Source organism: Cellulomonas sp. P1_C4, from assembly GCF_056406355.1.
In genome coordinates this window covers 199,584-222,948 of sequence record NZ_JBFUAI010000003.1, presented here as the reverse complement: position 1 = coordinate 222,948, position 23,365 = coordinate 199,584, and the positions used below count along the sequence as shown (strand labels likewise).

At 71.5% G+C, this 23,365-nt stretch carries 26 protein-coding genes and 1 pseudogene; 15 read left to right on the top strand and 12 right to left on the bottom strand.

Going from position 1 to position 23,365, the window contains the following annotated elements; translation table 11 throughout:
* Window positions 1–557 (bottom strand): annotated as a pseudogene (locus tag AC1DYZ_RS03760) (NYN domain-containing protein); the annotation flags it as partial.
* Between the two features lie 145 nt (window positions 558–702).
* On the opposite strand from AC1DYZ_RS03760, the gene AC1DYZ_RS03755 reads away from it, so the two are divergent.
* Together AC1DYZ_RS03755 and AC1DYZ_RS03750 are read left to right on the top strand one after the other, a co-directional pair.
* Window positions 703–2,616 carry a DEDD exonuclease domain-containing protein gene (locus AC1DYZ_RS03755; RefSeq protein ID WP_477063870.1) on the top strand — a complete coding sequence of 638 codons (1,914 nt, stop codon included), beginning with the start codon at window positions 703–705 and terminating at the stop codon, window positions 2,614–2,616.
* An 8-nt stretch (window positions 2,617–2,624) separates the two neighbouring features.
* Window positions 2,625–2,906, top strand: coding sequence for an Lrp/AsnC family transcriptional regulator (locus tag AC1DYZ_RS03750; RefSeq protein WP_477063869.1), 282 nt, complete (start codon window positions 2,625–2,627; stop codon window positions 2,904–2,906).
* Between the two features lie 5 nt (window positions 2,907–2,911).
* Here the strand turns inward: AC1DYZ_RS03750 and trpD are convergent, their stop codons facing one another.
* Both trpD and AC1DYZ_RS03740 read right to left on the bottom strand, forming a co-directional pair.
* On the bottom strand, window positions 2,912–3,979 hold the full coding sequence (trpD, locus tag AC1DYZ_RS03745; protein WP_477063868.1) for an anthranilate phosphoribosyltransferase: 1,068 nt from the start codon (window positions 3,977–3,979) through the stop codon (window positions 2,912–2,914).
* A complete protein-coding gene (locus AC1DYZ_RS03740; RefSeq protein WP_477063867.1) occupies window positions 3,976–4,413 on the bottom strand; it encodes a hypothetical protein in 438 nt (145 codons plus the stop codon). The genes trpD and AC1DYZ_RS03740 overlap by 4 nt, the downstream gene beginning before the upstream one ends.
* 293 nt (window positions 4,414–4,706) lie before the next feature.
* On the opposite strand from AC1DYZ_RS03740, the gene ctaE reads away from it, so the two are divergent.
* The 5 genes from ctaE (at window position 4,707) to AC1DYZ_RS03715 (ending at window position 9,727) form a co-directional block, all read left to right on the top strand.
* Entirely contained in the window at window positions 4,707–5,354 is a 648-nt protein-coding gene (gene ctaE / locus AC1DYZ_RS03735) for an aa3-type cytochrome oxidase subunit III (protein ID WP_477063877.1), read from the top strand.
* Window positions 5,355–5,423: 69 nt separating this feature from the next.
* Window positions 5,424–6,209, top strand: coding sequence for a cytochrome bc1 complex diheme cytochrome c subunit (gene qcrC / locus AC1DYZ_RS03730; RefSeq protein WP_477063866.1), 786 nt, complete (start codon window positions 5,424–5,426; stop codon window positions 6,207–6,209).
* On the top strand, window positions 6,206–7,246 hold the full coding sequence (gene qcrA, locus AC1DYZ_RS03725; protein WP_477063865.1) for a cytochrome bc1 complex Rieske iron-sulfur subunit: 1,041 nt from the start codon (window positions 6,206–6,208) through the stop codon (window positions 7,244–7,246). The genes qcrC and qcrA overlap by 4 nt, the downstream gene beginning before the upstream one ends.
* Complete coding sequence (gene qcrB, locus AC1DYZ_RS03720; RefSeq protein WP_477063864.1) at window positions 7,243–8,979, top strand: cytochrome bc1 complex cytochrome b subunit; 1,737 nt, start codon at window positions 7,243–7,245, stop codon at window positions 8,977–8,979. The genes qcrA and qcrB overlap by 4 nt, the downstream gene beginning before the upstream one ends.
* A 121-nt stretch (window positions 8,980–9,100) precedes the next feature.
* Complete coding sequence (locus AC1DYZ_RS03715) at window positions 9,101–9,727, top strand: superoxide dismutase (RefSeq protein ID WP_456824235.1); 627 nt, start codon at window positions 9,101–9,103, stop codon at window positions 9,725–9,727.
* 85 nt (window positions 9,728–9,812) lie between these two features.
* On the opposite strand, the gene AC1DYZ_RS03710 is transcribed toward AC1DYZ_RS03715, so the two are convergent.
* The 4 genes from AC1DYZ_RS03710 to ctaC form a co-directional block, all read right to left on the bottom strand.
* Entirely contained in the window at window positions 9,813–10,220 is a 408-nt protein-coding gene (locus AC1DYZ_RS03710; protein WP_477063863.1) for an META domain-containing protein, read from the bottom strand.
* Window positions 10,221–10,292: 72 nt separating this feature from the next.
* The gene (locus AC1DYZ_RS03705) at window positions 10,293–10,691 is read right to left on the bottom strand and encodes a cytochrome c oxidase subunit 4 (RefSeq protein ID WP_477063862.1); all 399 of its coding nucleotides are present in this window, start codon (window positions 10,689–10,691) and stop codon (window positions 10,293–10,295) included.
* Window positions 10,688–12,496 (bottom strand): aa3-type cytochrome oxidase subunit I, encoded by a 1,809-nt coding sequence (gene ctaD, locus AC1DYZ_RS03700; protein ID WP_477063861.1) that lies wholly within the window; start codon window positions 12,494–12,496, stop codon window positions 10,688–10,690. Before ctaD ends, AC1DYZ_RS03705 begins: the two co-directional genes overlap by 4 nt.
* A complete protein-coding gene (gene ctaC / locus AC1DYZ_RS03695) occupies window positions 12,496–13,377 on the bottom strand; it encodes an aa3-type cytochrome oxidase subunit II (protein WP_477063860.1) in 882 nt (293 codons plus the stop codon). The genes ctaD and ctaC overlap by 1 nt, the downstream gene beginning before the upstream one ends.
* 323 nt (window positions 13,378–13,700) lie before the next feature.
* Between ctaC and AC1DYZ_RS03690 the strand changes: the two genes are divergently transcribed.
* Both AC1DYZ_RS03690 and AC1DYZ_RS03685 read left to right on the top strand, forming a co-directional pair.
* Window positions 13,701–14,819 carry a cysteine desulfurase family protein gene (locus AC1DYZ_RS03690; RefSeq protein WP_477063876.1) on the top strand — a complete coding sequence of 373 codons (1,119 nt, stop codon included), beginning with the start codon at window positions 13,701–13,703 and terminating at the stop codon, window positions 14,817–14,819.
* Window positions 14,819–15,037 carry a sulfurtransferase TusA family protein gene (locus tag AC1DYZ_RS03685; protein WP_477063875.1) on the top strand — a complete coding sequence of 73 codons (219 nt, stop codon included), beginning with the start codon at window positions 14,819–14,821 and terminating at the stop codon, window positions 15,035–15,037. The genes AC1DYZ_RS03690 and AC1DYZ_RS03685 overlap by 1 nt, the downstream gene beginning before the upstream one ends.
* A 48-nt stretch (window positions 15,038–15,085) precedes the next feature.
* Here AC1DYZ_RS03685 and erpA read toward each other — a convergent pair whose 3' ends face one another.
* Complete coding sequence (erpA, locus tag AC1DYZ_RS03680; protein ID WP_477063859.1) at window positions 15,086–15,442, bottom strand: iron-sulfur cluster insertion protein ErpA; 357 nt, start codon at window positions 15,440–15,442, stop codon at window positions 15,086–15,088.
* A 112-nt stretch (window positions 15,443–15,554) separates the two neighbouring features.
* Complete coding sequence (locus tag AC1DYZ_RS03675) at window positions 15,555–16,745, bottom strand: glycerate kinase family protein (protein ID WP_477063858.1); 1,191 nt, start codon at window positions 16,743–16,745, stop codon at window positions 15,555–15,557.
* A 42-nt stretch (window positions 16,746–16,787) separates the two neighbouring features.
* Between AC1DYZ_RS03675 and nadA the strand changes: the two genes are divergently transcribed.
* The 4 genes from nadA to AC1DYZ_RS03655 are packed head-to-tail and all read left to right on the top strand — an operon-like array spanning window position 16,788 to window position 19,453.
* Window positions 16,788–17,978 carry a quinolinate synthase NadA gene (nadA, locus tag AC1DYZ_RS03670; RefSeq protein WP_477063857.1) on the top strand — a complete coding sequence of 397 codons (1,191 nt, stop codon included), beginning with the start codon at window positions 16,788–16,790 and terminating at the stop codon, window positions 17,976–17,978.
* Window positions 17,979–17,980: 2 nt separating this feature from the next.
* Window positions 17,981–18,580, top strand: coding sequence for a DJ-1/PfpI family protein (locus AC1DYZ_RS03665; protein ID WP_477063856.1), 600 nt, complete (start codon window positions 17,981–17,983; stop codon window positions 18,578–18,580).
* On the top strand, window positions 18,577–18,906 hold the full coding sequence (locus AC1DYZ_RS03660; RefSeq protein WP_477063855.1) for an antibiotic biosynthesis monooxygenase family protein: 330 nt from the start codon (window positions 18,577–18,579) through the stop codon (window positions 18,904–18,906). The genes AC1DYZ_RS03665 and AC1DYZ_RS03660 overlap by 4 nt, the downstream gene beginning before the upstream one ends.
* A gap of 19 nt (window positions 18,907–18,925) precedes the next feature.
* Entirely contained in the window at window positions 18,926–19,453 is a 528-nt protein-coding gene (locus AC1DYZ_RS03655) for an acyl-CoA thioesterase (protein WP_477063854.1), read from the top strand.
* Between the two features lie 20 nt (window positions 19,454–19,473).
* On the opposite strand, the gene AC1DYZ_RS03650 is transcribed toward AC1DYZ_RS03655, so the two are convergent.
* Window positions 19,474–20,859, bottom strand: a complete 1,386-nt coding sequence (locus AC1DYZ_RS03650; RefSeq protein WP_477063853.1) for a M20/M25/M40 family metallo-hydrolase — start codon at window positions 20,857–20,859, stop codon at window positions 19,474–19,476.
* Between the two features lie 26 nt (window positions 20,860–20,885).
* Between AC1DYZ_RS03650 and AC1DYZ_RS03645 the strand changes: the two genes are divergently transcribed.
* Both AC1DYZ_RS03645 and AC1DYZ_RS03640 read left to right on the top strand, forming a co-directional pair.
* Window positions 20,886–21,467 carry a DUF3043 domain-containing protein gene (locus AC1DYZ_RS03645; protein WP_477063852.1) on the top strand — a complete coding sequence of 194 codons (582 nt, stop codon included), beginning with the start codon at window positions 20,886–20,888 and terminating at the stop codon, window positions 21,465–21,467.
* A gap of 21 nt (window positions 21,468–21,488) precedes the next feature.
* The gene (locus tag AC1DYZ_RS03640) at window positions 21,489–22,499 is read left to right on the top strand and encodes an aldo/keto reductase family protein (protein WP_456824223.1); all 1,011 of its coding nucleotides are present in this window, start codon (window positions 21,489–21,491) and stop codon (window positions 22,497–22,499) included.
* 41 nt (window positions 22,500–22,540) lie between these two features.
* Here the strand turns inward: AC1DYZ_RS03640 and yczE are convergent, their stop codons facing one another.
* On the bottom strand, window positions 22,541–23,173 hold the full coding sequence (gene yczE, locus AC1DYZ_RS03635; RefSeq protein ID WP_477063851.1) for a membrane protein YczE: 633 nt from the start codon (window positions 23,171–23,173) through the stop codon (window positions 22,541–22,543).
* A 32-nt stretch (window positions 23,174–23,205) separates the two neighbouring features.
* Window positions 23,206–23,340: a hypothetical protein gene (locus AC1DYZ_RS03630; RefSeq protein ID WP_456824222.1), complete on the bottom strand. Its 135-nt coding sequence runs from the start codon at window positions 23,338–23,340 to the stop codon at window positions 23,206–23,208.
* Window positions 23,341–23,365: the final 25 nt, after the last annotated feature.

Below are 23,365 nucleotides of genomic sequence, written 5' to 3'. Positions count from 1 at the left end.
CCCTCGCTGCGCGCGCGGTCGGCGTCCGACCGCAGCCGCCGCAGCTCCCGTTGGAGCGCGCCMAGCTGGTCCTGCGCGGCGCGGGCCTCCTCGCGGGCCGCGGTCGCGTCGACGCGTGACCGCTCGACGTCGGCCTGGGCACGCTCCAGGCGGGCGCGCAGCTGCGCGGCGTCGGGGTCGGTGGCCGCCTCCTGCGGGGGGAGCAGCTCCGGCCACCGCGACGACCTCAGCAGCCACGCACCGACGGCCGCCGCCAGCGAGGCCTCGGCGGGCTCCTGCGCGTCCGGCCCGACCTCGGCCGCCAGCTCGGGGTTCGCCTGGGCCCACACCCGCGCGACCCGGGCGCGGAAGGCGTCGTCCTGCAGGGCGGCCCAGAGCGGCCCAGCGCCCGCCGTGGCCCGTCGTCGGGGGGCGAAGCGGTGCACGGCGCGCAACGACGCGGGCACCTCGGCCGGCTCGGCCGCACCAAGCGCGTCGGCGGCGACCTGCACGAGCGCGGTCCGCAGCGAGACCGGCACGTCGACCGCGTCGTCTGCTGTCCGGTCCGCGCTGCGCATGCCCAGCACCCTAGGCGGAGCGAACGCGTGACGCGGCCCGACGGGCACGGGCGAGCGGGTGACCGACACGCCACGGCCTGAGCAGGGTGCGACGCACCGGGCGAGGAGCCGGGGCGTGTCGGTGGGCGTAGGTAACGTCCGGGTCATGTCGCCCGTCCGCCGCCTGCGCCCCGTCTGGGCGGACGCCATCCCCGACCCCGCGGCGCGCCCGGTGCAGCTGAGCCTGGACGACCTGGGGACCCCGTTGTCGGACGTCGTGTTCGTCGTCGTGGACCTCGAGACCACGGGCGGCACGCCCGCCGACTCTGCGATCACCGAGATCGGCGCGGTCAAGGTGCGCGGCGGTGAGGTGCTCGGCGAGTTCCAGACCCTGGTGGACCCCGGCGGGCCCGTCCCGCCGTTCATCCAGGTGCTCACGGGCATCACCACCACGATGCTCATCGGCGCCCCGCCCATCGAGCAGGTGCTGCCCAGCTTTCTCGAGTTCTCCCGCGGCGCCGTCCTCGTCGCGCACAATGCCCCGTTCGACATCGGCTTCCTCAAGGCCGCGGCCGCCCGGACCGGCCACGCGTGGCCCGGCAACAAGGTGGTGGACACGGTCCGGCTCGCGCGCCGCGTGGTCACCAAGGACGAGGCGCCGAACCACAAGCTCTCGACGCTGGCGGGCCTGTTCCACGCCACCGTGACGCCGAACCACCGGGCGCTGTCCGACGCGCAGGCCACGGTGGACGTCCTGCACGCCCTGCTGTCCCGCATGGCCCCCCTGGGCATCACGCACCTCGAGGACCTGGCGACGGCCACCGACCCGGTCCCGGGCGACGTGCGCCGCAAGCGCACCCTCGCAGACGGCCTGCCGGACGGACCTGGCGTGTACCTGTTCCGCGGCCCCGGCGACGAGGTCCTGTACGTCGGCACCTCGACCACCTCGCTGCGGCAGCGCGTCCGGTCGTACTTCACGTCGGCCGAGAAGCGCAGCCGGATGATCGAGATGGTGCGCGTGGCGCAGCGTGTCGACCCGATCCCGTGCGCGACGCCGCTCGAGGCCCGCGTGCGGGAGCTGCGCCTCATCGCCGCGCACTCCCCCCGGTACAACCGCCGGTCCCGCTTCCCCGAGCGCATGCCGTGGGTCCGGCTCACCTCCGAGCCGTACCCACGCCTCTCGGTGGTGCGCGAGGTCAAGGACGAGGACGGCGCGACGTACATCGGCCCGTTCTCGTCGGCGTCGACCGCCCAGCTGGCCGTCGACGCCCTCCACGAGACGTTCCCCATCCGGCAGTGCACCCGCCGGCTCCCGCTCGTCGCGCCCACGGGCGCGTCGGCCTGCGTGCTCGCGGAGATGGGCAAGTGCGGAGCCCCCTGCACCGGGCACCAGGGCACGTCCGACTACGCCGACGTCGTCGAGCGCGTACGCAGCGCGATGCTCGCGGACGCGACCCCCGTGGTCGAGGCGCACGCCGACCGGATCGGCTGGCTGGTGGCGCAGGAGCGGTTCGAGGAGGCCGGCACCGTCCGGGACCGGCTCGGCGGCTTCCTGCGCGGCGCCAGCCGGGCGCAGAAGTTCGCGCCGCTGGCCGCCTGCGCGGAGCTCGTCGCTGCCAAGCGGTCCGACGACGGCGGGTGGGAGCTCGTGCTGGTGCGCTACGGCCGGCTCGCCGGGACCGCACGCGTCGACCGCCGCACCGACCCCCGGCCCGCCATCGCCACGCTCCAGGCCACGGGCGAGCAGGTCGAGGCGCCGGTTGCCCCCGCCCCGGCGGCGCACCCCGAGGAGACCGACCTGATCCTGGCGTGGCTCGAGAAGCCCGGCGTGCGGCTCGTCGCGGTCGACCGCCCGTGGGCCTGCCCGGTGCGGTCGGCGGAGGCGCTCGGCGAATCCGCCACTGCGGTCGCGACCCTGGTCAGACCCCGCATCGCCCTCGCGGGCGGCCAGCTCCTCCAGCTGGTCCCCGCCTCCCCGGGCGAGCGCGAGCTGGACATCGCCGAGGCGCGACCGGTGACGCTCGAGCTGGACGACGCGCGGGTCATCCCGATCAGCATCCGACCGCCCCGCACGGCATGATGACGAGCATGCTGACCGCCATCGTGCTGATCGACTCGGACGCCTCGAGGATCCCGGAGGTCGCCGCCGCGATCGCCGACATCCCGGGCGTCAGCGAGGTCTACTCCGTGACCGGAGAGGTCGACCTCATCGCCTTGGTCCGGGTCCGCGAGCACGACGACCTGGCCGACGTCATCGCGGACAAGGTGAGCAAGATCGAGGGCGTCATCCGCACCCAGACCTACATCGCGTTCCGCACGTACTCGCAGCACGACCTGGAACAAGCGTTCGCCCTGGGGCTGGAGGACTAGAACTCCTACGCGCTGCTCGCGGCCCGCCACCGCTCCAGCACGTCGGCCGCGGCCCCGCTGTCCAGCGACTGCCGGGCATGCTCGCGACCGGCAGCCAGGCGCTCGACGAGCGTGCCGCCGGCGGTCCCGGGCAGCGTCCCGTCGGCGACGAGGGCGGCCGCCGTGTTGAGCACCACAGTCTCGCGCACCGCCCCGGCCTCCCCGGCGAGCAGCCGGCGAGCGACGTCGGCGTTGTAGTCCGCCTTCGCGCCCCGCAGCGACGCGAGGTCGATGCGCGCGACGTCGAGCTCGGCCTGCCAGTCGACGACCGACTCGGTGACGCCGCCGTCGCGGACCTCCCAGATGCGCGTCGGGCCGGTCGGGGCGATCTCGTCGAGCCCGTCCTCACCGCGGAACACGAGCGCGCTGGAGCCCCGCTGGGCGAGGACGCCGGCCATGAGCGGGGCCATGCGGGCATCGGCGACCCCGATGGCACCGGAGCGCGGCTGCGCGGGGTTGGTGAGCGGGCCGAGGAAGTTGAAGGCGGTGCCGATCCCCAGCTCGGTGCGGGCGGCCGCGGTGTGCCGGAACGACGGGTGGAACACCTGCGCGAAGCAGAAGGTGATGCCGACCTCGGTGGCCAGCTCGGCGACACGAGCCGGCGGGTGGTCGAGCCGGATGCCGAGCGCCTCGAGCACGTCCGCGGACCCGGAGGACGACGACGCCGCACGGTTGCCGTGCTTGACCACGGTGATGCCGGCCCCGGCGATGACCAGGGCCGACATCGTCGATATGTTGACGGTGTGCGAGCGGTCGCCGCCCGTGCCGACGATGTCGAGCGTCCGGCCGGGCACCTCGATGCGGACGGCGTGCGCGAGCATCGTGTCGGCCAGGGCCGTGAGCTCGGCGACGGACTCGCCCTTGGTCTTCAGGCCGACGAGGAACGCGGCGACCTTGGGGGTCGACGCTGCGCCACTCATGATCTCGGCCATCGCCCACGAGGTCTGCTCGGGCGAGAGGTCGCGCCGGGCTGTCAGCGTGGTGAAGAGATCGGGCCAGCTGGCCGGACTCGACCCAGCGGCCACCTCGGTCATCGGGTGACGGCCTGCGCCTCGACGAGGGCCGCCACGGCCGCGTGCACCTCGACGGGGTCCAGCGGGCGGCTGACCACACTGTCGGCGTTCGACCAGGACGCCAGCCAGGCGTCCTGCGGGCGGCCCGTGAGGACCAGCGTCGGGGGGCACCGGTAGATCTCGTCCTTGAGCTGGCGCGCGAGCCCCAGGCCACCGACCTTGTCCGCCTCGCCGTCGAGGATGAGCAGGTCGAGCCCGCCGGCCTCGGTGGTCGCGATGACGGCCGCGGCGGTCGCCACCTCGACCCACTCGATGTCGCCCGCGCCCCGCCGGAGCCGACGCCCGACGGCGAGCCGCACCTGCGCCCGCGCGTCGACGTCGTCGCTGTACAGAAGGATGCGGGGGCCGGGGGTCGCGGCCGCGTGATCGGGCTGCGCCGTGCTCGTGGAGCTCATGGAGAGGGTTCCTCACTCGTCGTCGACGTGACGTCCGAGGGCATCTTGGCACGGCTCGTCCCGCCTCGGCGGGGAGGCCCGCTCTCGGGTCGCCCGGACGCATAGCACGCGGCCCGCGACGCGCCGCACGACGCGACCCGCGCACACCGCGTCGACCGGTTGCTCGGCGGGGCCAGATCGGCGTGATTCCCGGCCGCCACCTCGCGCGCGAGGCCTCCGATCATGACGGTGTGACATTTACCTGAGGCGACGCTGAGGGTCCAACGTCCCATGCGGGGGTGTCTTCGGCCATAATGGCGATCGTGTCGACCGCAACGGCTGCCCCGCGCACCAGCCCCCACGTGAGCGTCAACCGACCGAACCCCGTGTCGGTAGGGACGATCGTCTGGCTGGCCAGCGAACTCATGTTCTTCGCAGGCCTCTTCGCCATGTACTTCACGCTGCGTGGAGCAGCGCCGGAGGCATGGGCGGAGAACACTCCGAAGCTCAACGTCACGTTCGCCGCGATCAACACCACGGTGCTGGTGCTGTCGTCGGTGACGTGCCAGATGGGCGTCTGGGCCGCCGAGCGCTTCCAGCCGGTCCGCAGCGGCTCGATCTTCCAGGTGAACCGCTGGGGCATGAACGAGTGGGTGTCCCTCACCTACCTCATGGGCGCCTTCTTCATCGGCGGCCAGATCTTCGAGTACGCCGCCCTGGTCAGCGAGGGCCTGACGATCTCGTCGAGCCCGTACGGCTCGGTCTTCTACCTGACCACCGGCTTCCACGGCCTGCACGTCCTCGGCGGTCTGATCGCCTTCCTCTTCCTGCTCGGTCGCTCGTTCAGCGCCAAGCGCTTCGGTCACCACGAGGCCACCACCGGCATCGTCACGTCGTACTACTGGCACTTCGTCGACGTCGTGTGGATCGCGCTCTTCGCGGTCATCTATCTCTTGAAGTAAGGGGCGCCGGGCGCCCCCGCCCGTCACTCCCAGACCCCCATCCCCCATGTGCGAGACGAGGATCGATCCGTGAAGGCACTCGCAGCCCGCAGGCAGGATCGGCGTGCGCCGATCGTGCTGCTCCTGCTGGCGCTGCTGCTCACCGGTGGCCTGTACGCGGTGCTAGCACCGACGTCGGCCGATGCGACGCCTGTGAAGGCGAGCACCAACGACATCGCGGCCGGCGAGAAGCTGTTCCAGGCCAACTGCGCTACCTGCCACGGAGCCGGCGCGTCCGGCACGACGAGCGCCCCGTCACTCATCGGGGTGGGCGCCGCAGCGGTGGACTTCCAGGTGGGCACCGGTCGCATGCCGGCGCAGATGAGCGGCCCGCAGGCTCAGGCCAAGCCGGTGCAGTTCTCGCAGGACGAGATCAACCAGCTCGCCGCGTTCGTCGCGTCGCTGGGTGCCGGCCCGGCCATCCCGACCGCCGAGCAGGTCGACCCGAGCCTGGGTGACCCCGCCTCCGGCATGGCGGTCTTCCGCACCAACTGCGCGATGTGTCACAACGCCGTGGGCGCGGGCGGTGCCCTGTCCCAGGGCAAGTTCGCCCCCAGCCTGTGGGAGACGACGCCCACCCACCTGTACGAGGCCATGCTGACCGGCCCGCAGTCGATGCCCGTGTTCAACGACGCGAACATCACCCCCGAGGAGAAGCGCGACATCATCGCGTTCATCGACCTGCAGGGCGGCGCGTCCCCCGGCGGTCTCACCCTCGGCGCCCTCGGCCCGGTGAGCGAGGGCCTCTGGGCCTGGGTCATCGGCATGGGCCTGCTCATCGGCGCAGCAGTCTGGATCGGAGCGAAGTCCTCGTGAGCAACCACGAACCCGGCCACGAGGCCAGCAACGAGATCACCACCCACGCCGCGGGCACGCTGCCCGACCGGTTCGAGGACCCGGGACACCCCGAGCACCACGACCGCATGGGTGACCACGACCCCAAGGCGAACAAGAAGGCGGAGCGGCAGGTCGTCGCCCTCTTCGCCATCTCGGTCATCGCGACCATCGGCTTCCTCGTGGCGTACTTCGCGCTGCCGCCCGGCGAGACCGTCGAGTCGATGCGGCGGTCGAACCTCGCCCTCGGCGTCGGCCTGGCGCTCTCGCTCCTGGGTATCGGCTTCGCGGCCGTGCACTGGGCCAAGGCGCTGATGAACGACCACGAGAAGTCCGAGGAGCGTCACCTCCAGCGCAGCGACGACGACACGCGCGTCGCCGCCGTCGAGGTGCTCAAGGAAGGCGCTGCGGACTCGGCCATCGGCCGGCGCGGCGTCCTGCAGGGAGCCATGATCTCGGCGCTGGCGCTGTTCCCGCTGGCGATCATCGTGCCGATCATCGGCAGCGTCGGTGAGGACTGGAACGTCTCGAAGTTCCGCCACACGATGTGGAAGAAGGGCACGCGCCTCGCGACCGACCCGACCAACCGTCCGATCAAGGCGTCCGACGTGACGATCGGCTCGGTATTCCACGTGATCCCCGAGGGCCTCGAGGAGCAGGAGTTCCCGCTCGACGAGAAGGCCAAGGCCGTCGTCCTGCTGGTGCGCCTCGACCCGGCGGACCTCAAGGAGTCCGAAGAGAAGAAGTCTTGGTCCTACAACGGGATCGTCGCATACTCGAAGATCTGTACCCATGTGGGTTGTCCGGTCGCGCTGTACGAGCAGCAGACCCACCACCTCCTGTGCCCCTGCCACCAGTCGACGTTCGACGTGGCGGACGGAGCAAAGGTCGTGTTCGGACCGGCGAAGCGGCCCCTGCCGCAGCTGCCGATCACCGTCGATGACGAGGGCTACCTGATCGCGCAGAGCGACTTCAACGAGCCCGTCGGCCCGAGCTACTGGGAGCGTCTGACGAAATGACGACGACAGCCACCCCCACGCCCGTCGAGAAGCTCGCAGCGGGCACGGCGGACTACCTGGACCAGCGCACCGGCGTCGGCACCGMGGTCAAGACGTTCGCGCGCAAGATCTTCCCCGACCATTGGTCGTTCCTCCTGGGTGAGATCGCGCTCTTCAGCTTCATCACGATCCTGATCTCGGGCGTGTTCCTCGCGTTGTTCTTCGTGCCGAGCATGAACGAGGTGCACTACGACGGACCGTGGGCCGCCTTGCAGGGCGTGCAGATGTCCGAGGCCTTCTCCTCGACGCTGCGACTGTCCTTCGAGGTCCGCGGCGGCCTGCTGATGCGGCAGATCCACCACTGGGCCGCGCTGATCTTCATGGCCGCGATCGTCACGCACATGATGCGCGTGTTCTTCACGGGGGCGTTCCGCAAGCCTCGCGAAGTCAACTGGGTCGTCGGCTTCCTGCTGCTGATCCTCGGCCTGGCGGCCGGCTTCTCGGGCTACTCGCTTCCCGACGACGTGCTCTCCGGCAACGGCCTGCGCATCACGGACGGCGTCGTCCGTGCCATCCCGATCATCGGCAGCTACACGTCGTACTTCATCTTCGGCGGCGAGTTCCCGGGTCAGGACCTGATCCCCCGCCTGTTCACGGTGCACATCCTGCTGGTGCCCGGCATCATCCTGGCGCTCATCGGCCTGCACCTGTTCTTCGTCGTGCTGCACAAGCACACGCAGTACCCGGGCTCGGGGCGGACCAACCAGAACGTGGTCGGCTACCCGCTCTTCCCGATCTACGTGGCGAAGGCCGGCGGCTACTTCTTCACGGTGTTCGGCATCATCGCGCTGATGGCGGCGACGATGACGATCAACCCCGTGTGGAACTACGGGCCGTACGACCCGTCGCCCATCTCCGCGGGCGCGCAGCCCGACTGGTACATGCTGTTCCTCGAGGGATCGCTGCGCCTCATGCCCGGGTTCGCCGAGGTCGTGATCGGGCACTGGACGCTGTCGCTCAACGTGATCATCCCGGCCATGGTCGTGCCGGGCATCTTGTTCACGCTGCTCGCCGCGTACCCGTTCATCGAGGCGGCCGTGACGGGCGACAGGAGCGAGCACCACGTGCTCGACCGCCCGCGCAACCGGCCGTTCCGGACGGCGTTCGGCGTCTCGCTCCTCACGGCCTTCTTCATCCTCGTGCTGGCGGGGTCGAACGACCTCATCGCGACGCACTTCCACCTGTCGATCAACGACATCACGTGGGCGTTCCGGGCGCTGATCTTCCTCGGGCCGTGGTTCGCGTTCTGGATCACCAAGCGGATCTGCCTCGGTCTGCAGCGCAAGGACCGCGAGCTGGTGCTGCACGGACACGAGACCGGTCGGATCGTCCGGTTCGCCAACGGTGAGTACATCGAGGTGCACAAGCCGCTGGACGCGCACGAGCGCTGGCTGCGGGTGCAGCACGACGCGATCCGCCCGCTGGAGATCGAGCCCGCGGAGGACTCCCGCGGCGTGCGGCGCAAGGGCTACGCGCTCGACCGCATGCGCCAGCGCCTCTCGCAGACGTTCTACGAGGACCGGATCGAGCCCGTCACCCCGGCCGAGCTGGCGGCGTCCCACTCGCACGGCGAGCACGACACCATCCAGGCCTCCGAGGAGCACGCACCGGCCGAGCTGACCGGTGCCGTGGGCGGCGGCCAGCACCTGGTGGATCCGCAGGATGAGACGGCCCCCGACGGGCGGAATCGCTGATTCTGAGCAAGAGTTGATCGTGGAGTCGGGCGGCTCGCCGTAACGGCGGGCCGCCCGTTTCTTCGTTGAGAGCGGGCCGCGGCACGCGGTCCCAGACCGAGCAGGAGAGGTGTACTCACGCATGGCTGACTACTCGCTTCCGGATCTGCCCTACGACTACGCGGCCCTCGAGCCGCACATCTCGGGCCGCATCATGGAGCTGCACCATGACAAGCACCACGCCGCCTACGTGACCGGCGCGAACACTGCGCTCGAGAAGCTCGCCGCGGCGCGCGCGGCCGACGACTTCGCCGCCGTGAACCTGCACGAGAAGAACCTGGCGTTCAACCTGGGCGGCCACGTCAACCACTCGGTGTTCTGGCAGAACCTCTCCCCGGACGGTGGCGACAAGCCCACTGGCGAGCTCGGCGCGGCGGTCGACGAGTTCTTCGGCTCGTTCGAGGCGTTCCAGAAGCACTTCGCCGCCAACGCACTGGGGATCCAGGGCTCCGGCTGGTCGATCCTCGCGTGGGACTCGATCGGCCAGAAGCTCGTGATCGTGCAGCTGTACGACCAGCAGAGCAACATCGCGCTGGGCTTGGTCCCCGTCGTCGTCCTCGACATGTGGGAGCACGCGTTCTACCTCGACTACGTCAACGTCAAGGCGGACTACGTCAAGGCGTGGTGGAACATCGTCAACTGGGCCGACGCCGCCGCGCGCTTCGACCGTGCCCGCACGCAGACCGCGGGTCTCATCGTCGCGCTCTGAGCGCACCGAGCGCGAAGGCCGGCACCCGTCGTGGGTGCCGGCCTTCGTCGCGTCGGCGGGTCCTCACGGCAGCGCTCTCCCGCAGTCAGTTCGTCTTCTGAAGCGTGCCGATCTGTTTGCCACCGTCGTCCAGCACCGTCATCTGGTCTCCGGACACGGTCGCCGAGGACGCCGTCGACAGCCAGGTGTCCACCCCGTCGCAGGCCATCATGGTCGCTGAGAACGGGCCGAACTCGATGGTCGAGCCGTCGATCTTCCACGTGCTGTTGAGCTGGTTGCAGCCGTCCGACCCGCTGACGGTGCCGGCCTCGATCAGCTCGAGGTAGACGAGGGGTTCGGACTTCGGCTGGGACCACTCCCCCGTGACGTCCTTGGTGGAGAGCGCCGCACCGGAGCCCCCGTCGGAGCTGCTGCTCGCACACCCCGCCAGCACCACCCCGACCGCGGCGACGAGCACGAAGGAGCGGGCCGCGAATGTGTACGCATGCCTCATAGTTCCGACGCTAGCGCAGCGGACACAAGAAGACCCCCACCGGAACGGCGGGGGTCTTCTCGAGATGCCAGATCAGTGCGCGTGCTGCCCGCGGGAGTACTCGAACACCCAGCCGACGAGGCCGATGAGCCCCAGCGCGATGCCGATGTAGGAGAGCCACCAGCCCACGGCAAGGCCGGCGAACGTGATCGCGGCGGAGATGCCGAGCACGAGCGGCCACCAGCTCCACGGGCTGTACACGCCCTGGTCGCCCGCACCCTGCTCGATCTCGCCCAGCGGGTCGTCCTCGGGCCGCTCGTCGATGCGCCGCGACAGGAGCGCGAAGTACGCGCCGATCATGCCGACCAGGCCACCGACGAGCGGGATGCCCACCGTGCCGACGGGCTCACCGTGGCTCCATGCGGCGTAGATCAGGCCGACCGGGACGAAGAACAGCACCCCGTAGAGGAAGAGCTTGGTCTCGAACTTCATCGCGTTCCCTCCTCGTCCGAGCCGGGGCGCTCCTCGACGATCGTCGCGCTGGACTGCTCGGGCTCACCGGTGCCGCTCACGACGCGATCGGTGGCGACGGCGCTCTCGCCGCGCCGGTCCGCCTCCCAGTCCAGCGGGCCGGGGTTGGGCTCCACGTGGTCCATGGCCGCGACCTCGGGGTGGTGCAGGTCGAACGCGGGGCGCTCGGAACGGATCCGGGGCAGCGACGTGAAGTTGTGCCGCGGCGGCGGGCAGCTGGTGGCCCACTCGAGCGAGGCGCCGTAGCCCCACGGGTCGTCGACCGTGACCAGGGGCGCGTTGCGCCACGTGGTGTAGACGTTCCAGAGGAATGGCAGGGTCGAGGCGGCGAGGATGACGGCGCCGATGGTCGACAGCTGGTTCATCCACGTGAAGCCGTCGTCCGGCGAGTAGTCCGCGTACCGACGCGGCATGCCCTTGACACCCAGCCAGTGCTGGATGAGGAACGTGGTGTGGAAGCCGATGAACAGCATCCAGAAGTGGACCTTGCCCAGGCGCTCGTTAAGCATCCGGCCGGTCATCTTGGGCCACCAGAAGTAGAAGCCCGCGAACATGGCGAACACGACGGTGCCGAACACCACGTAGTGGAAGTGGGCGACCACGAAGTAGGAGTCCGACAGCGAGAAGTCGAGCGCCGGGCTGGACAGGATGATGCCGGTCAGGCCGCCGAAGAGGAACGTGACGAGGAAGCCGATCGTCCAGAGCATCGGCGTCTCGAACGTGAGCTTGCCGCGCCACATCGTGCCGATCCAGTTGAAGAACTTCACGCCGGTCGGCACCGCGATGAGCATCGTCATGAACGAGAAGAACGGCAGCAGGACCGAGCCGGTGACGTACATGTGGTGCGCCCACACGGTCACGGACAGCGCGGCGATGGCGATGGTCGCGTACACGAGGCCCTTGTAGCCGAAGATCGGCTTGCGGCTGAAGACCGGCAGGATCTCGGTGATGATGCCGAAGAACGGCAGCGCGATGATGTAGACCTCGGGGTGCCCGAAGAACCAGAACAGGTGCTGCCAGAGGATGGCGCCGCCGTTCTCCGGGTTGAACACCTGGGCACCGAGCCGCCGGTCCGCGCCGAGCGCGAAGAGCGCGGAGGCCAGCGGCGGGAACGCCATGAGCACGAGCAGCGACGTCACCAGGGTGTTCCAGGTGAAGATCGGCATCCGGAACATGGTCATGCCGGGCGCGCGCATCGTCACGATCGTGGTGATGAAGTTGACCGCACCGAGGATGGTGCCGAACCCGGCCAGCGCCAGGCCGAACACCCAGAGGTCGCCGCCGAGCCCCGGTGAGTACACCGTGTTGGACAGCGGCGCGTAGGCGAACCAGCCGAACGACGCGGCACCCTGGGGCGTGAAGAAGCCGGCTCCGGCGATGGTGCCGCCGAAGAAGAACATCCAGTACGCGAGCATGTTGAGGCGCGGGAACGCCACGTCGGGCGCGCCGATCTGCAGCGGCATGATCACGTTGGCGAAGCCCGCGAACAGCGGCGTCGCGAACAGCAGCAGCATGATCGTGCCGTGCATCGTGAACGCCTGGTTGTACTGCTCACGGGACTGGAAGATGTCCATGCCCGGCGCGAACAGCTCGGCGCGGATGAGCAGCGCCAGGACGCCGCCGATGGCGAACCAGACGAACGACGTGATCAGGTACAGGTACCCGATCGTCTTGTGGTCGGTCGAGGTGATCCACTTGATCACCGTGCGTCCGAGGGTCTGGCGCGAGGGCGCCAGGCCGGGGATGTGCTCCGCGACGGCGGCCATCACTTATCGCCTTCCTTCGGAGCGCTGTCCAGGTCCTGCTGGCGGCTGTACTCGAGACCGAGCGAGCCTTCCTGCCCCTTGGCCTTGAGCTCCTCGATGTGCGCGTCGTAGTCCTCGCGCGATACGACCTTGACGTTGAACAGCATCGACGAGTGGTACTCGCCGCAGAGCTCGGCGCACTTGCCCAGGTAGTCACCGATCTGCTGCGGCGTCACCTGGAAGGTGTTTGTCTTGCCCGGGATCATGTCCATCTTGTAGAGGAACGCGGGGACCCAGAACGAGTGGATGACGTCACGGGAGTCGAGCGTGAACTCGACCCGCTCGTTCACCGGGAGGTAGAGCGTGACCTGGTCCTTGAGGACGCCCGTGCCGGCGCTGCCCACGTCCTGCGCGTGCTGACCGGTGTCGTAGGCGTCGTCGTCGAGGTAGTTGAAGTCCCAGCTCCACTGCTTGCCGATGACCTGGACGTGGACGTCCGCGTCGGCCGCGGTGTCCTGGATCTCGGTCGTGTCGCGGTTGGTGTAGTAGAAGAGCACCCCGACCATGATGATCGGCAGGATCACGTACATGACCTCGAGGGGGACGTGGTACCGCAGCTGCACGGGGAGGGTGTCGTCACCCTTGCGCTTCCGGTAGACCGCGACGCACCACAGGATCAGGCCCCAGGTGATGATGCCGACGATGAGCGCGGCGATCCAGGAGCCGACCCAGAGGTTGGTGATCCTGCCGGTCTGGTCGGTGATCTCGGCGCTGGAGCTGCCGGGGAGCCAGCCGCGCTCCACCTCGGCTGAGCATCCACTCAGGGCGATGGCGACGACGCCAAGCAGACCGGCCAGCAACAGGGCTGGTCGCCGCGTGCGACGGGGGGTGTCCGGGTGCAACGGGGGGGGACCTCTCACTCGCGTCCCGTCGACTCCCCGCAATGCTGCAGGGCGCCACCCGGGACCTTCGTCCTCGACCAGTGCAGCCTAGCGCGCCGACCACAGCCTTTCGTGCTGACGACACCCCTTGACGACACCGTGTCAGCACCATCACACCGCGCGTCCTTCACCGAAACCGACGGTGGGTGGCGGGCGACAAGCCCGCCGTCGCGCGCCTGGTCACGGCGCCACGGGGTTACGGTGCCCCCGTGAGCAGCCAGCCCGACGACGGCGACGTCGACTCCGCGCGCGACACGCGTGTGACGCACACCACTGGCCCGAGGGTGGTCCTGGACGCCGGCGGCCGGGCTCCCCTGCTCCCGGCGGCCCGCACCGCGTTCCTCGAGGCCCTCGACCAGGGCTGGGCGGACCCCCGCCGCCTGCACGCCGAGGGCCGACGCGCCCGCATGCTCCTCGACGGCGCCCGCGAGGCGATCGCGGCCTCCGTCGGCGCGCGAACGCCCGAGGTCGACCTGGCGCCCTCCCACACGGCGACACTGCACGGCGCCGTGCGGTCCGTCGCGCGCGGTCGCCGGCGCAGCGGGACGGACGTCGTCGTCGGCGCGGTGGAGCGCGCGGCCGTGCTTAACGCGGCGGACTTCGCGGGGAACCGGGTGACCGTCCCGGTGGACCGGCTCGGTCGGGTGGATGCCGACGCGTTCGTGGACGCCGTCGCCCGGCCCGGCGTCGCCCTGGCCGCCCTGCAGCACGCCAACGGCGAGGTGGGCACCCGCCAGCCGGTCGGGTCGGTGCACGCCGCGGCGCGTGCGGCCGGCGTCCCGCTGCTGGTCGACGCGGGCGCGAGCCTGGGCCACGTCGACGTCGGTGATGCGTGGGACCTGCTGGCCGCGGACGCGGGCGACTGGGGCGGACCCGGCGGGCTCGGCGTGCTGGTGACCCGCACGGGAGTGCGGCGCACGCCCGACTGGCCCGAGGACGAGGACCGCTGGTTCCCCGGCGGTGTGAGCGTGCCCGCCGCCCTGGCCGCCGCGGTCGCGCTGCAGGTGGCCACCTCGACCCGCAGCGCCGACGACACGGCACGCCGCGAGCTGGTGGACCGGATCCGGGCGCGGGTGGCCGCCGACGTGCCCGACGTGGACGTGGTCGGCGACCCGAGCGACCGGCTCCCCCACGTGGTGACGTTCTCCTGCCTCTACGTCGAGGGCGAGGCGCTGCTGACCGCCCTGGACGAACGCGGCTTCGCGGTGGGCTCGGGCTCGGCCTGCACGTCGAGCGCGCTGGAGCCCAGCCACGTGCTGGCGGCGATGGGGGCGCTGACCCACGGCAACATCCGCCTCGCGCTCCCCCGCGGGACCTCGGCCGCCGACGTGGACCGGTTCCTCGCCGAGCTTCCCGGCATCGTCGCCGGCGTCCGGCAGGCGTGGGGGGTCGGCGGGCTGTGATCACGGTCGACGCGCGCGGCCTGCGCTGCCCCGCCCCCGTGATCCGCCTGGCCCGCGCGGCGTCGGACGCCCCGCCCGGGTCGGAGCTGACGGTGCTGGCCACCGACCCGGCGGCGGTCCACGACGTGCCGGCGTGGGCCCGGATGCGAGGCCACGAGATGGTCGGCGCGACGGAGCACGACGGCGTGCACGCCCTGACCGTCCGGACGCACGCATGACACAGGCCCGGCTCCCTGGTGGGGAACCGGGCCTGCGGTGAGCTCAGCTCAGCTGAACGACCCGCCGCACGCGCAGGCGCTGCCGGCGTTCGGGTTGTCAATGGTGAAGCCCTGCTTCTCGATCGAGTCGGCGAAGTCGATCGTCGCGCCCTCGAGGTAGGGGACGCTCATGCGGTCGACGACGACCTCGACACCGTCGTAGTCCTTGAGGGCGTCGCCGTCGAGAACCCGCTCGTCGAAGTAGAGCTGGTAGATCAGGCCGGAGCAGCCGCCGGGCTGGACGGCGACGCGCAGACGCAGGTCGTCGCGGCCCTCCTGCTCGAGGAGGCTGCGAACCTTCGAGGCGGCGAAGTCGGTGAGGAGGACGCCGTGCGTCTCGGTCGCGGTCTCGGTGGTCTCGCTCATGGTCTCTCCTGGGTGCTCGCTGGACAGCACTGCTCACGCGTCAACCCTGGCCAACAGCACCAGGGTCGAGGTTGTTCCCGTCCAGGGTACGACTCCCGCGACAAGATCCCGCTCAACGTGACCAGGTTCTCGCCACGCGGGCCGACCGCGCCGCCAGGCTCCCCGCCGGGTCGGCCAGCGCCGCGGCCACCTGCTCGGGCGTCTCGCCCACGGCGTAGGCCGAGGTGATGCCCGCGGCGGACAGCTCCCGACGCCCGACCAGCACCTCCCCGGCGACGACGACGGTGGGCACGGCGTGCGCGAGCGCGCGGGACGCCACCTCGGAGACCACCTTGCCGTGCAGCGACTGCCAGTCGAACCGGCCCTCGCCGGTCACGACGACGTCGTGGTCGCCGATGAGGCCGTCCAGGCCGACGGCGTCGGCGACGAACACGGACCCGGGCACCAGCCGCCCGCCGAGCAGCGCGAGACCGAACCCGAGCCCGCCGGCGGCACCGGCACCGGGCGCGGCGGTGAGCCGCGACGTCGCCGACGCGGGGCGGGTGCCGGCGAGCAGGTCGGGGCGCAGCGCGTCGCCCAGGGCGGCCGTCGCCGCGTGCGCGAAGTGGCCCAGGGACCGCTCGAGGTCCTGCGCCTGCTCGGGCGTGGCCCCCTTCTGGGGAGCGAAGCCGGCGCTCGCACCGTGCAGGCCCAGCAGCGGCACGTCCACGTCGGTGGCGACGACGAGCTCCACGCCCCGCAGTCGGTCGCGCAGCACCCGCAGGCCGACCAGGTCGTCCGGGCCGACCGCGCCGAGCGATCCGCCGCCGGCGTCGAGCAGGTCGCCCGGCCCGTCGAGACCGAGCGCCCGTGCCAGCCCGACGAGCGCACCTGCGCCGCCGTCGTTCGTCGCCGACCCCCCGAGGCCCACGACCACGCGGCGGGCGCCCGCCGAGATCGCGGCCGCGAGCAGCTCACCGACGCCGCGGCTGGACGTCCGGGTCGGGTCGCGGAGCTCGTCCGGCACCAGGGGCAGGCCGACGGCCTGCGCGGACTCGAGGTAGGCGGTCGTCCCGGCGAGCAGCAGGACCGCCGGGACGGCCGCGCCGACGGGCGACGTCACGGTCACCGGCACGAGCTCGCCGCCCAGCGCCGCGTGCAGGGTGGCGACGAATCCCGGGCCGCCGTCGGACAGCGGGCACGTGGTGACCTCGTCGTGCGGCGCGGTCGCCCGCCACGCACCGGCCATGGCCTGCGCCGCCTCGTCGGCCGTGAGGCTCGAGCCGAAGCTGTCCGGGGCGATGAGCACGCGCACGGCGTGCATCGTGGCACGAGCGAGCGGGCGACCGTGTGAAAGGATCGCGGCGTGAGCGTGAGCACCTTCTCCGAGCCGGCTCCGTCGGCCCTCCTGCTGCTGGGACGCGGCGTCGACCTGGCCTCCGAGCGCGGCGTCGAGTGCGTCGGCGACCTCCCCGCCCCGAGCGACCCGGACCTCGTCGAGCGCGCCCGCGCGGCCCGCGCCGCGCTGGGCAGCCGGGCCTTCGTCCTGGGCCACCACTACCAGCGCGACGAGGTCATCGAGTTCGCCGACGTCACGGGCGACTCCTTCAAGCTCGCGCGCGAGGCAGCCGCCCGGCCCGAGGCGGAGTTCATCATCTTCTGCGGCGTGCACTTCATGGCGGAGTCGGCGGACATCCTCACGTCCGACCACCAGCAGGTGATCCTCCCGGACCTCGCGGCGGGCTGCTCCATGGCGGACATGGCGGCGATCGACCAGGTCGAGGACGCGTGGGACGTGCTGGTCGACGCCGGCGTCGCCGAGGTGACCGTGCCGGTGACCTACATGAACTCGGCGGCGTCCATCAAGGCGTTCACGGGACGGCACGGCGGGACCATCTGCACGTCGTCCAACGCGCACGTCGCCCTGCGGTGGGCGTTCGACAAGGTGGGCGGCGTCGGCGGCACCGGCAAGGTGCTGTTCATGCCCGACCAGCACCTCGGCCGCAACACCGCGGTGCAGCAGCTGGGGCTCTCGCTCGACGACTGCGTGGTGTTCGACCCGCGCAAGCCCGGCGGCGGCCTGACCACCCAGCAGCTGCGCGACGCCCGGATGATCCTGTGGCGCGGCCACTGCTCGGTGCACGGCCGGTTCTCGGTTCGCAACGTCACCGACATGCGCGCGGCCGTCCCGGACGTCACGGTGATCGTGCACCCGGAGTGCCAGCACGAGGTCGTCCTCGCCGCGGACCTGGTGGGCTCGACCGAGTACATCGTCAAGGCGCTCGACTCCGCCGCGCCGGGCAGCTCCTGGGCCGTCGGCACCGAGCTCAACCTGGTGCGCCGGCTCGCCGCCGCCCACCCGGACAAGAACATCCACTACCTCGACTCGACGGTCTGCTTCTGCTCGACCATGAACCGGATCGACCTGCCGCACCTCGTCTGGGCGATGGAGTCGCTGGTGGCGGGCCGGGCGGTCAACCGGATCGTCGTGGACGCCGACGACGCCCACTGGGCGCGCGTCGCGCTCGACCAGATGCTCGCCCTGCCGGGGTACTGAGCGTGTCCACCGGCCACCACCTGCGCGTCGGCATCTTCATCTTCGACGACGCGGAGGAGCTCGACGTCGTCGGGCCGTACGAGGTGCTCGCGTACTGGGCCAGAACCTCGGAGCTGCGGCCCGAGGTCGTGACGTTCTCGGCCGACGGCTTCGGGGTGCGCTGCGCCAAGGGGCTGCGGCTCGTCCCGGACCTCAGCGCGGAGGAGGTCGGCCCCCTGCACGTCCTCGTCTACCCGGGAGGCTTCGGCACCCGGGCGCTCGTGCGCGACGCTGACCACCTCGAGTGGGTGCGCGGGATGCGCGCCGCGACGCCGCTGATGACCAGCGTCTGCACGGGTGCGCTCGTGTACGCCGCCGCGGGGCTCCTCGCCGGGCGGCCGGCCACGACCCACTGGAGCGCGTTCGACGAGCTCGCGACGATCGACCCGAGCGTCCTGGCGGACACCGAGGCCCGGTTCGTCGACGACGGCGACATCGTCACGTCGGCGGGTGTGTCCGCCGGCATCGACATGGCCCTGCACCTGGTGGCCCGCCTCGAGTCCGTCGACGCCGCCAAGGCCGTCCGGCGCGGCATCCAGTACGACCCCGAGCCCCCCGTATGACCGGGCCGCTCGACGCGGCCGTCACCGAGCACGCCCTCCTGCCCGTCCGCCCCGGCCAGGAGGAAGCCTTCGAGCGGGCGCTCGCCGAGGCCGTCCCGCTCGTGGCGGGCATCCCGGGCTTCCGCGGGATCCACGTCTCCCGCGGGGTGGAGCGCACGGGAACCTATCTGCTGCTCATCGGGTGGGACTCGGTCGAGGCGCACGAGGTCGGCTTCCGCGGGTCGCAGCAGTACGCGCGCTGGCGGGAGCTGCTGCACCACTTCTACGAGCCGTTCCCGGTCGTGGAGCACTTCGTCGCCGTTCCCGCGGAACCTACCGGCGAGTAACGTCGCCCGGGTGACTCGGATGATCCAGCTCGCACTGGCCACCACCCGCCCCCGGCCCGCCGTCCCCGGCCGCGGGCTCTTCGAGCCGTCGGTCACCCGGATGCGCGTGCACGTCGGCGACCTGGACTTCTACCGGCACGTGAACAACGGCGTGTACCTGCAGATGATGGACGTCGCGCGCGGCAACTTCCTCGCGGACCTCGGCGCCTTCGGGCCGCTGAAGGAGCACGGCTGGTACCCCGTGGTCGCCTCGTCGACCATCTCCTACCGCCGTTCGCTGACGCTCGGCCAGCGCTTCGAGATCTCCACCCGCCTGCTCGGCTGGGACCTGCGCTGCGCCTATCTCGAGCAGACCTTCCGCCGGGGCGATGAGCACGTGGCCCGCGGCGTCGTCGCCGGTCGGTTCCTCGCGCGGGACGGCTCGCGCATCCCGGCGCCCGATGTCATCGACCTGCTGGGCACCCACGACGGCCCCTCGCCCGAGCTGCCCGCCGACGTCCAGGGCTGGGCCGAGGCCGTCGGCGTCGCCCACCGCGAGACCGCCTGAGGCCCGGCTGGTCGCCGACTTCAGCTCCTGGCCAGCCGCTCCAGCAGCAGTGCCTCGGCCAGCACGACCTTCTCCAGCTCGCCCAGGTGCACCGACTCGTTCGCGCCGTGCGCGCGGCCGTCGGGGTCCTCGACGCCAGTGACCAGGATCGACGCGTCGGGGTAGACCTCGAGCAGGTCGGCGATGAACGGGATGGACCCGCCGACGCCGATGTCCACCGGATCGGTCCCCCACGACTGCGCGAACGCCCAGCGGGCCGCCTGCATCGCCGGCGAGTCGAGCGGCGCCTGGAACGGCTTGCCCTCCTCGCCGTCGGTCACGGTCACGCGGGCACCGAACGGGGCGTGCTCGACCAGGTGAGTGCGCAGCGCGGCCATGGCGGCGGCTGGGTCCTGGCCGGGCGCGAGCCGGACCGAGAGCTTGGCCGAGGCGCGCGGGGTGATGGTGTTCGACGCGCTGGCCACGCGGGGGGCGTCGAAGCCGATGACGCCGATGGCCGGGCGCGTCCAGAGCCGGGCCGTGATCGGTCCCGAGCCGGCGAGCCGGACGCCGTCCAGCACGCCGGCGTCGGTGCGGAACGTCGCCTCGTCGTAGTCCACGGTCGGGTCCGGCGCGTGCACCAGGCCCTCGACGGCCACGTTGCCCTCGTCGTCGTGGAGCGTCGTGATCAGGCGGGCGAGCAGCGTCGGTGCGTCGAGGATCGCGCCTCCGTACATGCCCGAGTGCACGGCGTGGTCCAGGACCGCGACCTCCACCACGCAGTCGACCAGGCCGCGCAGGGACGTGGTCAGGCCCGGCACGCCGATCGCCCAGTTCGATGAGTCCGCGACGACGATGACGTCGGCCTCCAGCAGGTCGCGGTACGCGTGCAGGAACGCGGTGAACGTGGGCGAGCCGATCTCCTCCTCGCCCTCGACGAACACGGTGACGCCCACGCCGAGGTCGGCGCCGAGCACCCTTAGCGCCCCGACGTGCGCGATGACGCCGGCCTTGTCGTCCGCCGCGCCACGGCCGTACAGCCGCCCGCCGCGCTCGGTGGGCTCGAACGGCGGGGTGTCCCAGTCCGCGTCGTCCCCGGGCGGCTGGACGTCGTGGTGGGCGTACAGGAGCACGGTCGGTGCGCCCTGCGGCGCGGGGCGCCGGCCGACGACCGCGGGGGCGCCGCCCGGCACCGAGAGCACCTGGACGTCGTCGAGACCCGCGCCCCGCAGCAGCGCCACGACGGCGTCGGCGCTCGCGGCCACGTGCGCCTGGTCGAACTCGGCGTTGGACACGCTCGGGATGCGGACGAGGGCCTCGAGGTCGGCGCGCAGAGCACCGAATGCGGCAGCCGTGCGCGTGCGCAGGGCCTCAGTGCGGTCGCCGGGAACGGTGGTCTGGTGCGAGGAGGCATCGGTCACGGACAAGCACGCTACTCGACTACCCTGGCGGGGTGTTCGGACGCAGCAACGACCCCCAGCCCGTGACTCCCGCACTGACGGAGAGCACCCCGCCGCCCACGGACGCGGGCAAGGGCCGCCCGACGCCCAAGCGCAAGGTCTCCGAGGCCGCGAACAAGCGCCCGTTGGTTTCGCCGACCACCAAGAAGGCCACCCGCCAGCAGGCGAAGACGCAGCGCGACGTCGAGTACCGCGCGATGCAGACCGGCGACGAGCGCAACATGCCCGCCAAGGACCGCGGACCGGTGCGCCGCTACATCCGCGACGCGGTCGACGCCCGCTGGAACCTCGGCGAGTTCTTCCTGCCGATGGCCGCCGTCTTCCTGGTGATCCAGTTCGCGCTGGCCAAGACCGGGTTCGCCGTCATCGCCATCCTCGCCCTGTACATCTACATCATCGCGGCGGCCATCGACGCGTGGCTGATGTGGCGCGGCCTGAAGAAGCGCCTCGTCGCCAAGTTCGGCGCCGCGCAGATCCCGCGCGGGGTGGCCATGTACGCGGTGCTGCGCGTCTTCCAGATCCGTCCGGCGCGGCTGCCCAAGCCGCAGGTCAAGCACGGCCAGCGCCCGTCCTGACCCCGCCGTAGGGTGGCGGCCATGGTTTCCTACCGCTACCTCGGCCGCTCCGGCCTCAAGATCACCGAGATCACCTACGGCAACTGGCTCACGCACGGCTCGCAGGTGGAGAACGACACCGCGAAGGCCTGCGTTCGTGCCGCGCTCGACGCGGGCATCACCAGCTTCGACACCGCCGACGTCTACGCCAACACCAAGGCGGAGACCGTCCTGGGCGAGGCCCTGAAGGGCGAGCGGCGCCAGTCGCTCGAGATCTTCACCAAGGTCTACTGGCCCACCGGCCCGGGCGGGGCGAACGACTCCGGCCTGTCGCGCAAGCACATCCTCGAGTCCATCGACGGCTCGCTCGAGCGCCTCCAGACCGACTATGTCGACCTCTACCAGGCGCACCGCTACGACGAGTCGACGCCGCTCGAGGAGACGATGCAGGCGTTCGCCGACGTCGTCCGCGCGGGCAAGGCGCTCTACATCGGCGTCTCGGAGTGGACCGCGGACCAGATCCGGGCCGGGCACGCCCTGGCGAAGGACCTGGGCTTCCAGCTCATCTCCAACCAGCCGCAGTACTCGGCGCTCTGGCGAGTCATCGAGGGCGAGGTCGTCCCGACGTCCGAGGAGCTCGGGGTGTCGCAGATCGTCTGGTCCCCCGTCGCCCAGGGCGTGCTCACCGGCAAGTACAAGCCCGGCGCGGCCCCGCCCGCGGGCTCGCGCGCGACGGACGAGAAGGGCGGCGCCCGGTTCATCGGCCGCTTCCTCGAGCAGCCCGACGTGCTGCAGCGTGTGCAGGACCTCACGCCCGTCGCCGACGAGCTCGGGCTCTCGCTGGCCCAGCTGGCCGTGGCGTGGGTGCTGCAGAACCAGAACGTCGCCGCGGCGATCATCGGCGCCTCGCGGCCCGAGCAGGTCACGGAGAACGTCAAGGCGTCCGGCGTGACCATCCCGGCGGAGCTCCTGGCCCGGATCGACACGATCCTCGGCGACTCCGTCGTGTCCGACCCGGCCGAGACGGCCAAGAACGCGCCGCCCGCGCGCTGACGCGACGGTCCGGCCCCTGGGCTCCCCGGGGCCGGACCTCGTCACACGGCGACGGGCTCCCGCACCTCGGTGCGCACCGTCAGCCGCGGCAGGAACAGGTGCACCAGCGGACCGATCGCCAGCGCGTAGGCCAGCGTCGCGAAGCCGACGGTGCCGCCCAGCGCCCAGCCGACGGAGACGACCGCCACCTCGATGCCGGTCCGGACCAGCCGCACCGAGCGCCCGGTCCGGCGCACGAGGCCCGTCATGAGTCCGTCGCGGGGTCCCGGTCCGAGCCCGGCGCCCACGTAGAGCCCGGTCGCCAGGCCGTTGAGCACGAGGCCGCTCGCGGCCAGCGCGATGCGGACACCCATCGCGTCGGGCAGCCCGCCGAGCAGCGCCAGGAACGGGTCCACCAGCACGCTGATGACGATGACGTTGGCCACCGTGCCCACCCCGGGTCGCTGGCGCAGCGGGATCCAGCACGCCAGCACCACCACCCCGACGAGCAGGGTGACGGCGCCGAACGACAAGCCCGTGTGCCGGACGATCCCCTGCGTGAGGACGTCCCACGGCATGCTGCCGAGGCCGGCGTCCACGAGCATCGCGATCGAGGCCGCGTACAGCACGAGGCCGACCAGGAGCTGCACGCCCCGGCGCACGGGTCGCGCGTCGGGTGTCCTCCGGGTCAGCACCGCGCGAGCATACGTCCGCACCGATCCGGCGCTCACGGCAGCTGCTCGAACCACTCGCGGTGCGAAGCCGGCGGTGGCCGGTGCCCGAGGCCGTCCCGGTGGACCACGAGGACGAGAGTGACGGTGAGGCTCGCGATCAGGAGGATCGCTGGTATCCACATGCTCATGGTCAGCCATGCTGGCTCGTGTGTG

Excerpts from the sequence above, each read along its gene's own strand:
- AC1DYZ_RS03655 (WP_477063854.1), top strand. The coding sequence starts at position 18,926 with ATGATCCAGCTCGCACTGGCCACCACCCGCCCCCGGCCCGCCGTCCCC.
- AC1DYZ_RS03660 (WP_477063855.1), top strand. The coding sequence starts at position 18,577 with ATGACCGGGCCGCTCGACGCGGCCGTCACCGAGCACGCCCTCCTGCCC.
- AC1DYZ_RS03710 (WP_477063863.1), bottom strand. The coding sequence starts at position 10,220 with ATGAGGCATGCGTACACATTCGCGGCCCGCTCCTTCGTGCTCGTCGCC.
- AC1DYZ_RS03750 (WP_477063869.1), top strand. The coding sequence starts at position 2,625 with ATGCTGACCGCCATCGTGCTGATCGACTCGGACGCCTCGAGGATCCCG.
- ctaD (WP_477063861.1), bottom strand. The coding sequence starts at position 12,496 with ATGGCCGCCGTCGCGGAGCACATCCCCGGCCTGGCGCCCTCGCGCCAG.
- AC1DYZ_RS03640 (WP_456824223.1), top strand. The coding sequence starts at position 21,489 with ATGGTTTCCTACCGCTACCTCGGCCGCTCCGGCCTCAAGATCACCGAG.
- AC1DYZ_RS03675 (WP_477063858.1), bottom strand. The coding sequence starts at position 16,745 with ATGCACGCCGTGCGCGTGCTCATCGCCCCGGACAGCTTCGGCTCGAGC.
- AC1DYZ_RS03740 (WP_477063867.1), bottom strand. The coding sequence starts at position 4,413 with ATGAGCTCCACGAGCACGGCGCAGCCCGATCACGCGGCCGCGACCCCC.
- erpA (WP_477063859.1), bottom strand. The coding sequence starts at position 15,442 with ATGAGCGAGACCACCGAGACCGCGACCGAGACGCACGGCGTCCTCCTC.
- AC1DYZ_RS03755 (WP_477063870.1), top strand. The coding sequence starts at position 703 with ATGTCGCCCGTCCGCCGCCTGCGCCCCGTCTGGGCGGACGCCATCCCC.
- trpD (WP_477063868.1), bottom strand. The coding sequence starts at position 3,979 with ATGACCGAGGTGGCCGCTGGGTCGAGTCCGGCCAGCTGGCCCGATCTC.
- AC1DYZ_RS03630 (WP_456824222.1), bottom strand. The coding sequence starts at position 23,340 with ATGAGCATGTGGATACCAGCGATCCTCCTGATCGCGAGCCTCACCGTC.
- AC1DYZ_RS03715 (WP_456824235.1), top strand. The coding sequence starts at position 9,101 with ATGGCTGACTACTCGCTTCCGGATCTGCCCTACGACTACGCGGCCCTC.
- AC1DYZ_RS03705 (WP_477063862.1), bottom strand. The coding sequence starts at position 10,691 with ATGAAGTTCGAGACCAAGCTCTTCCTCTACGGGGTGCTGTTCTTCGTC.
- ctaE (WP_477063877.1), top strand. The coding sequence starts at position 4,707 with ATGGCGATCGTGTCGACCGCAACGGCTGCCCCGCGCACCAGCCCCCAC.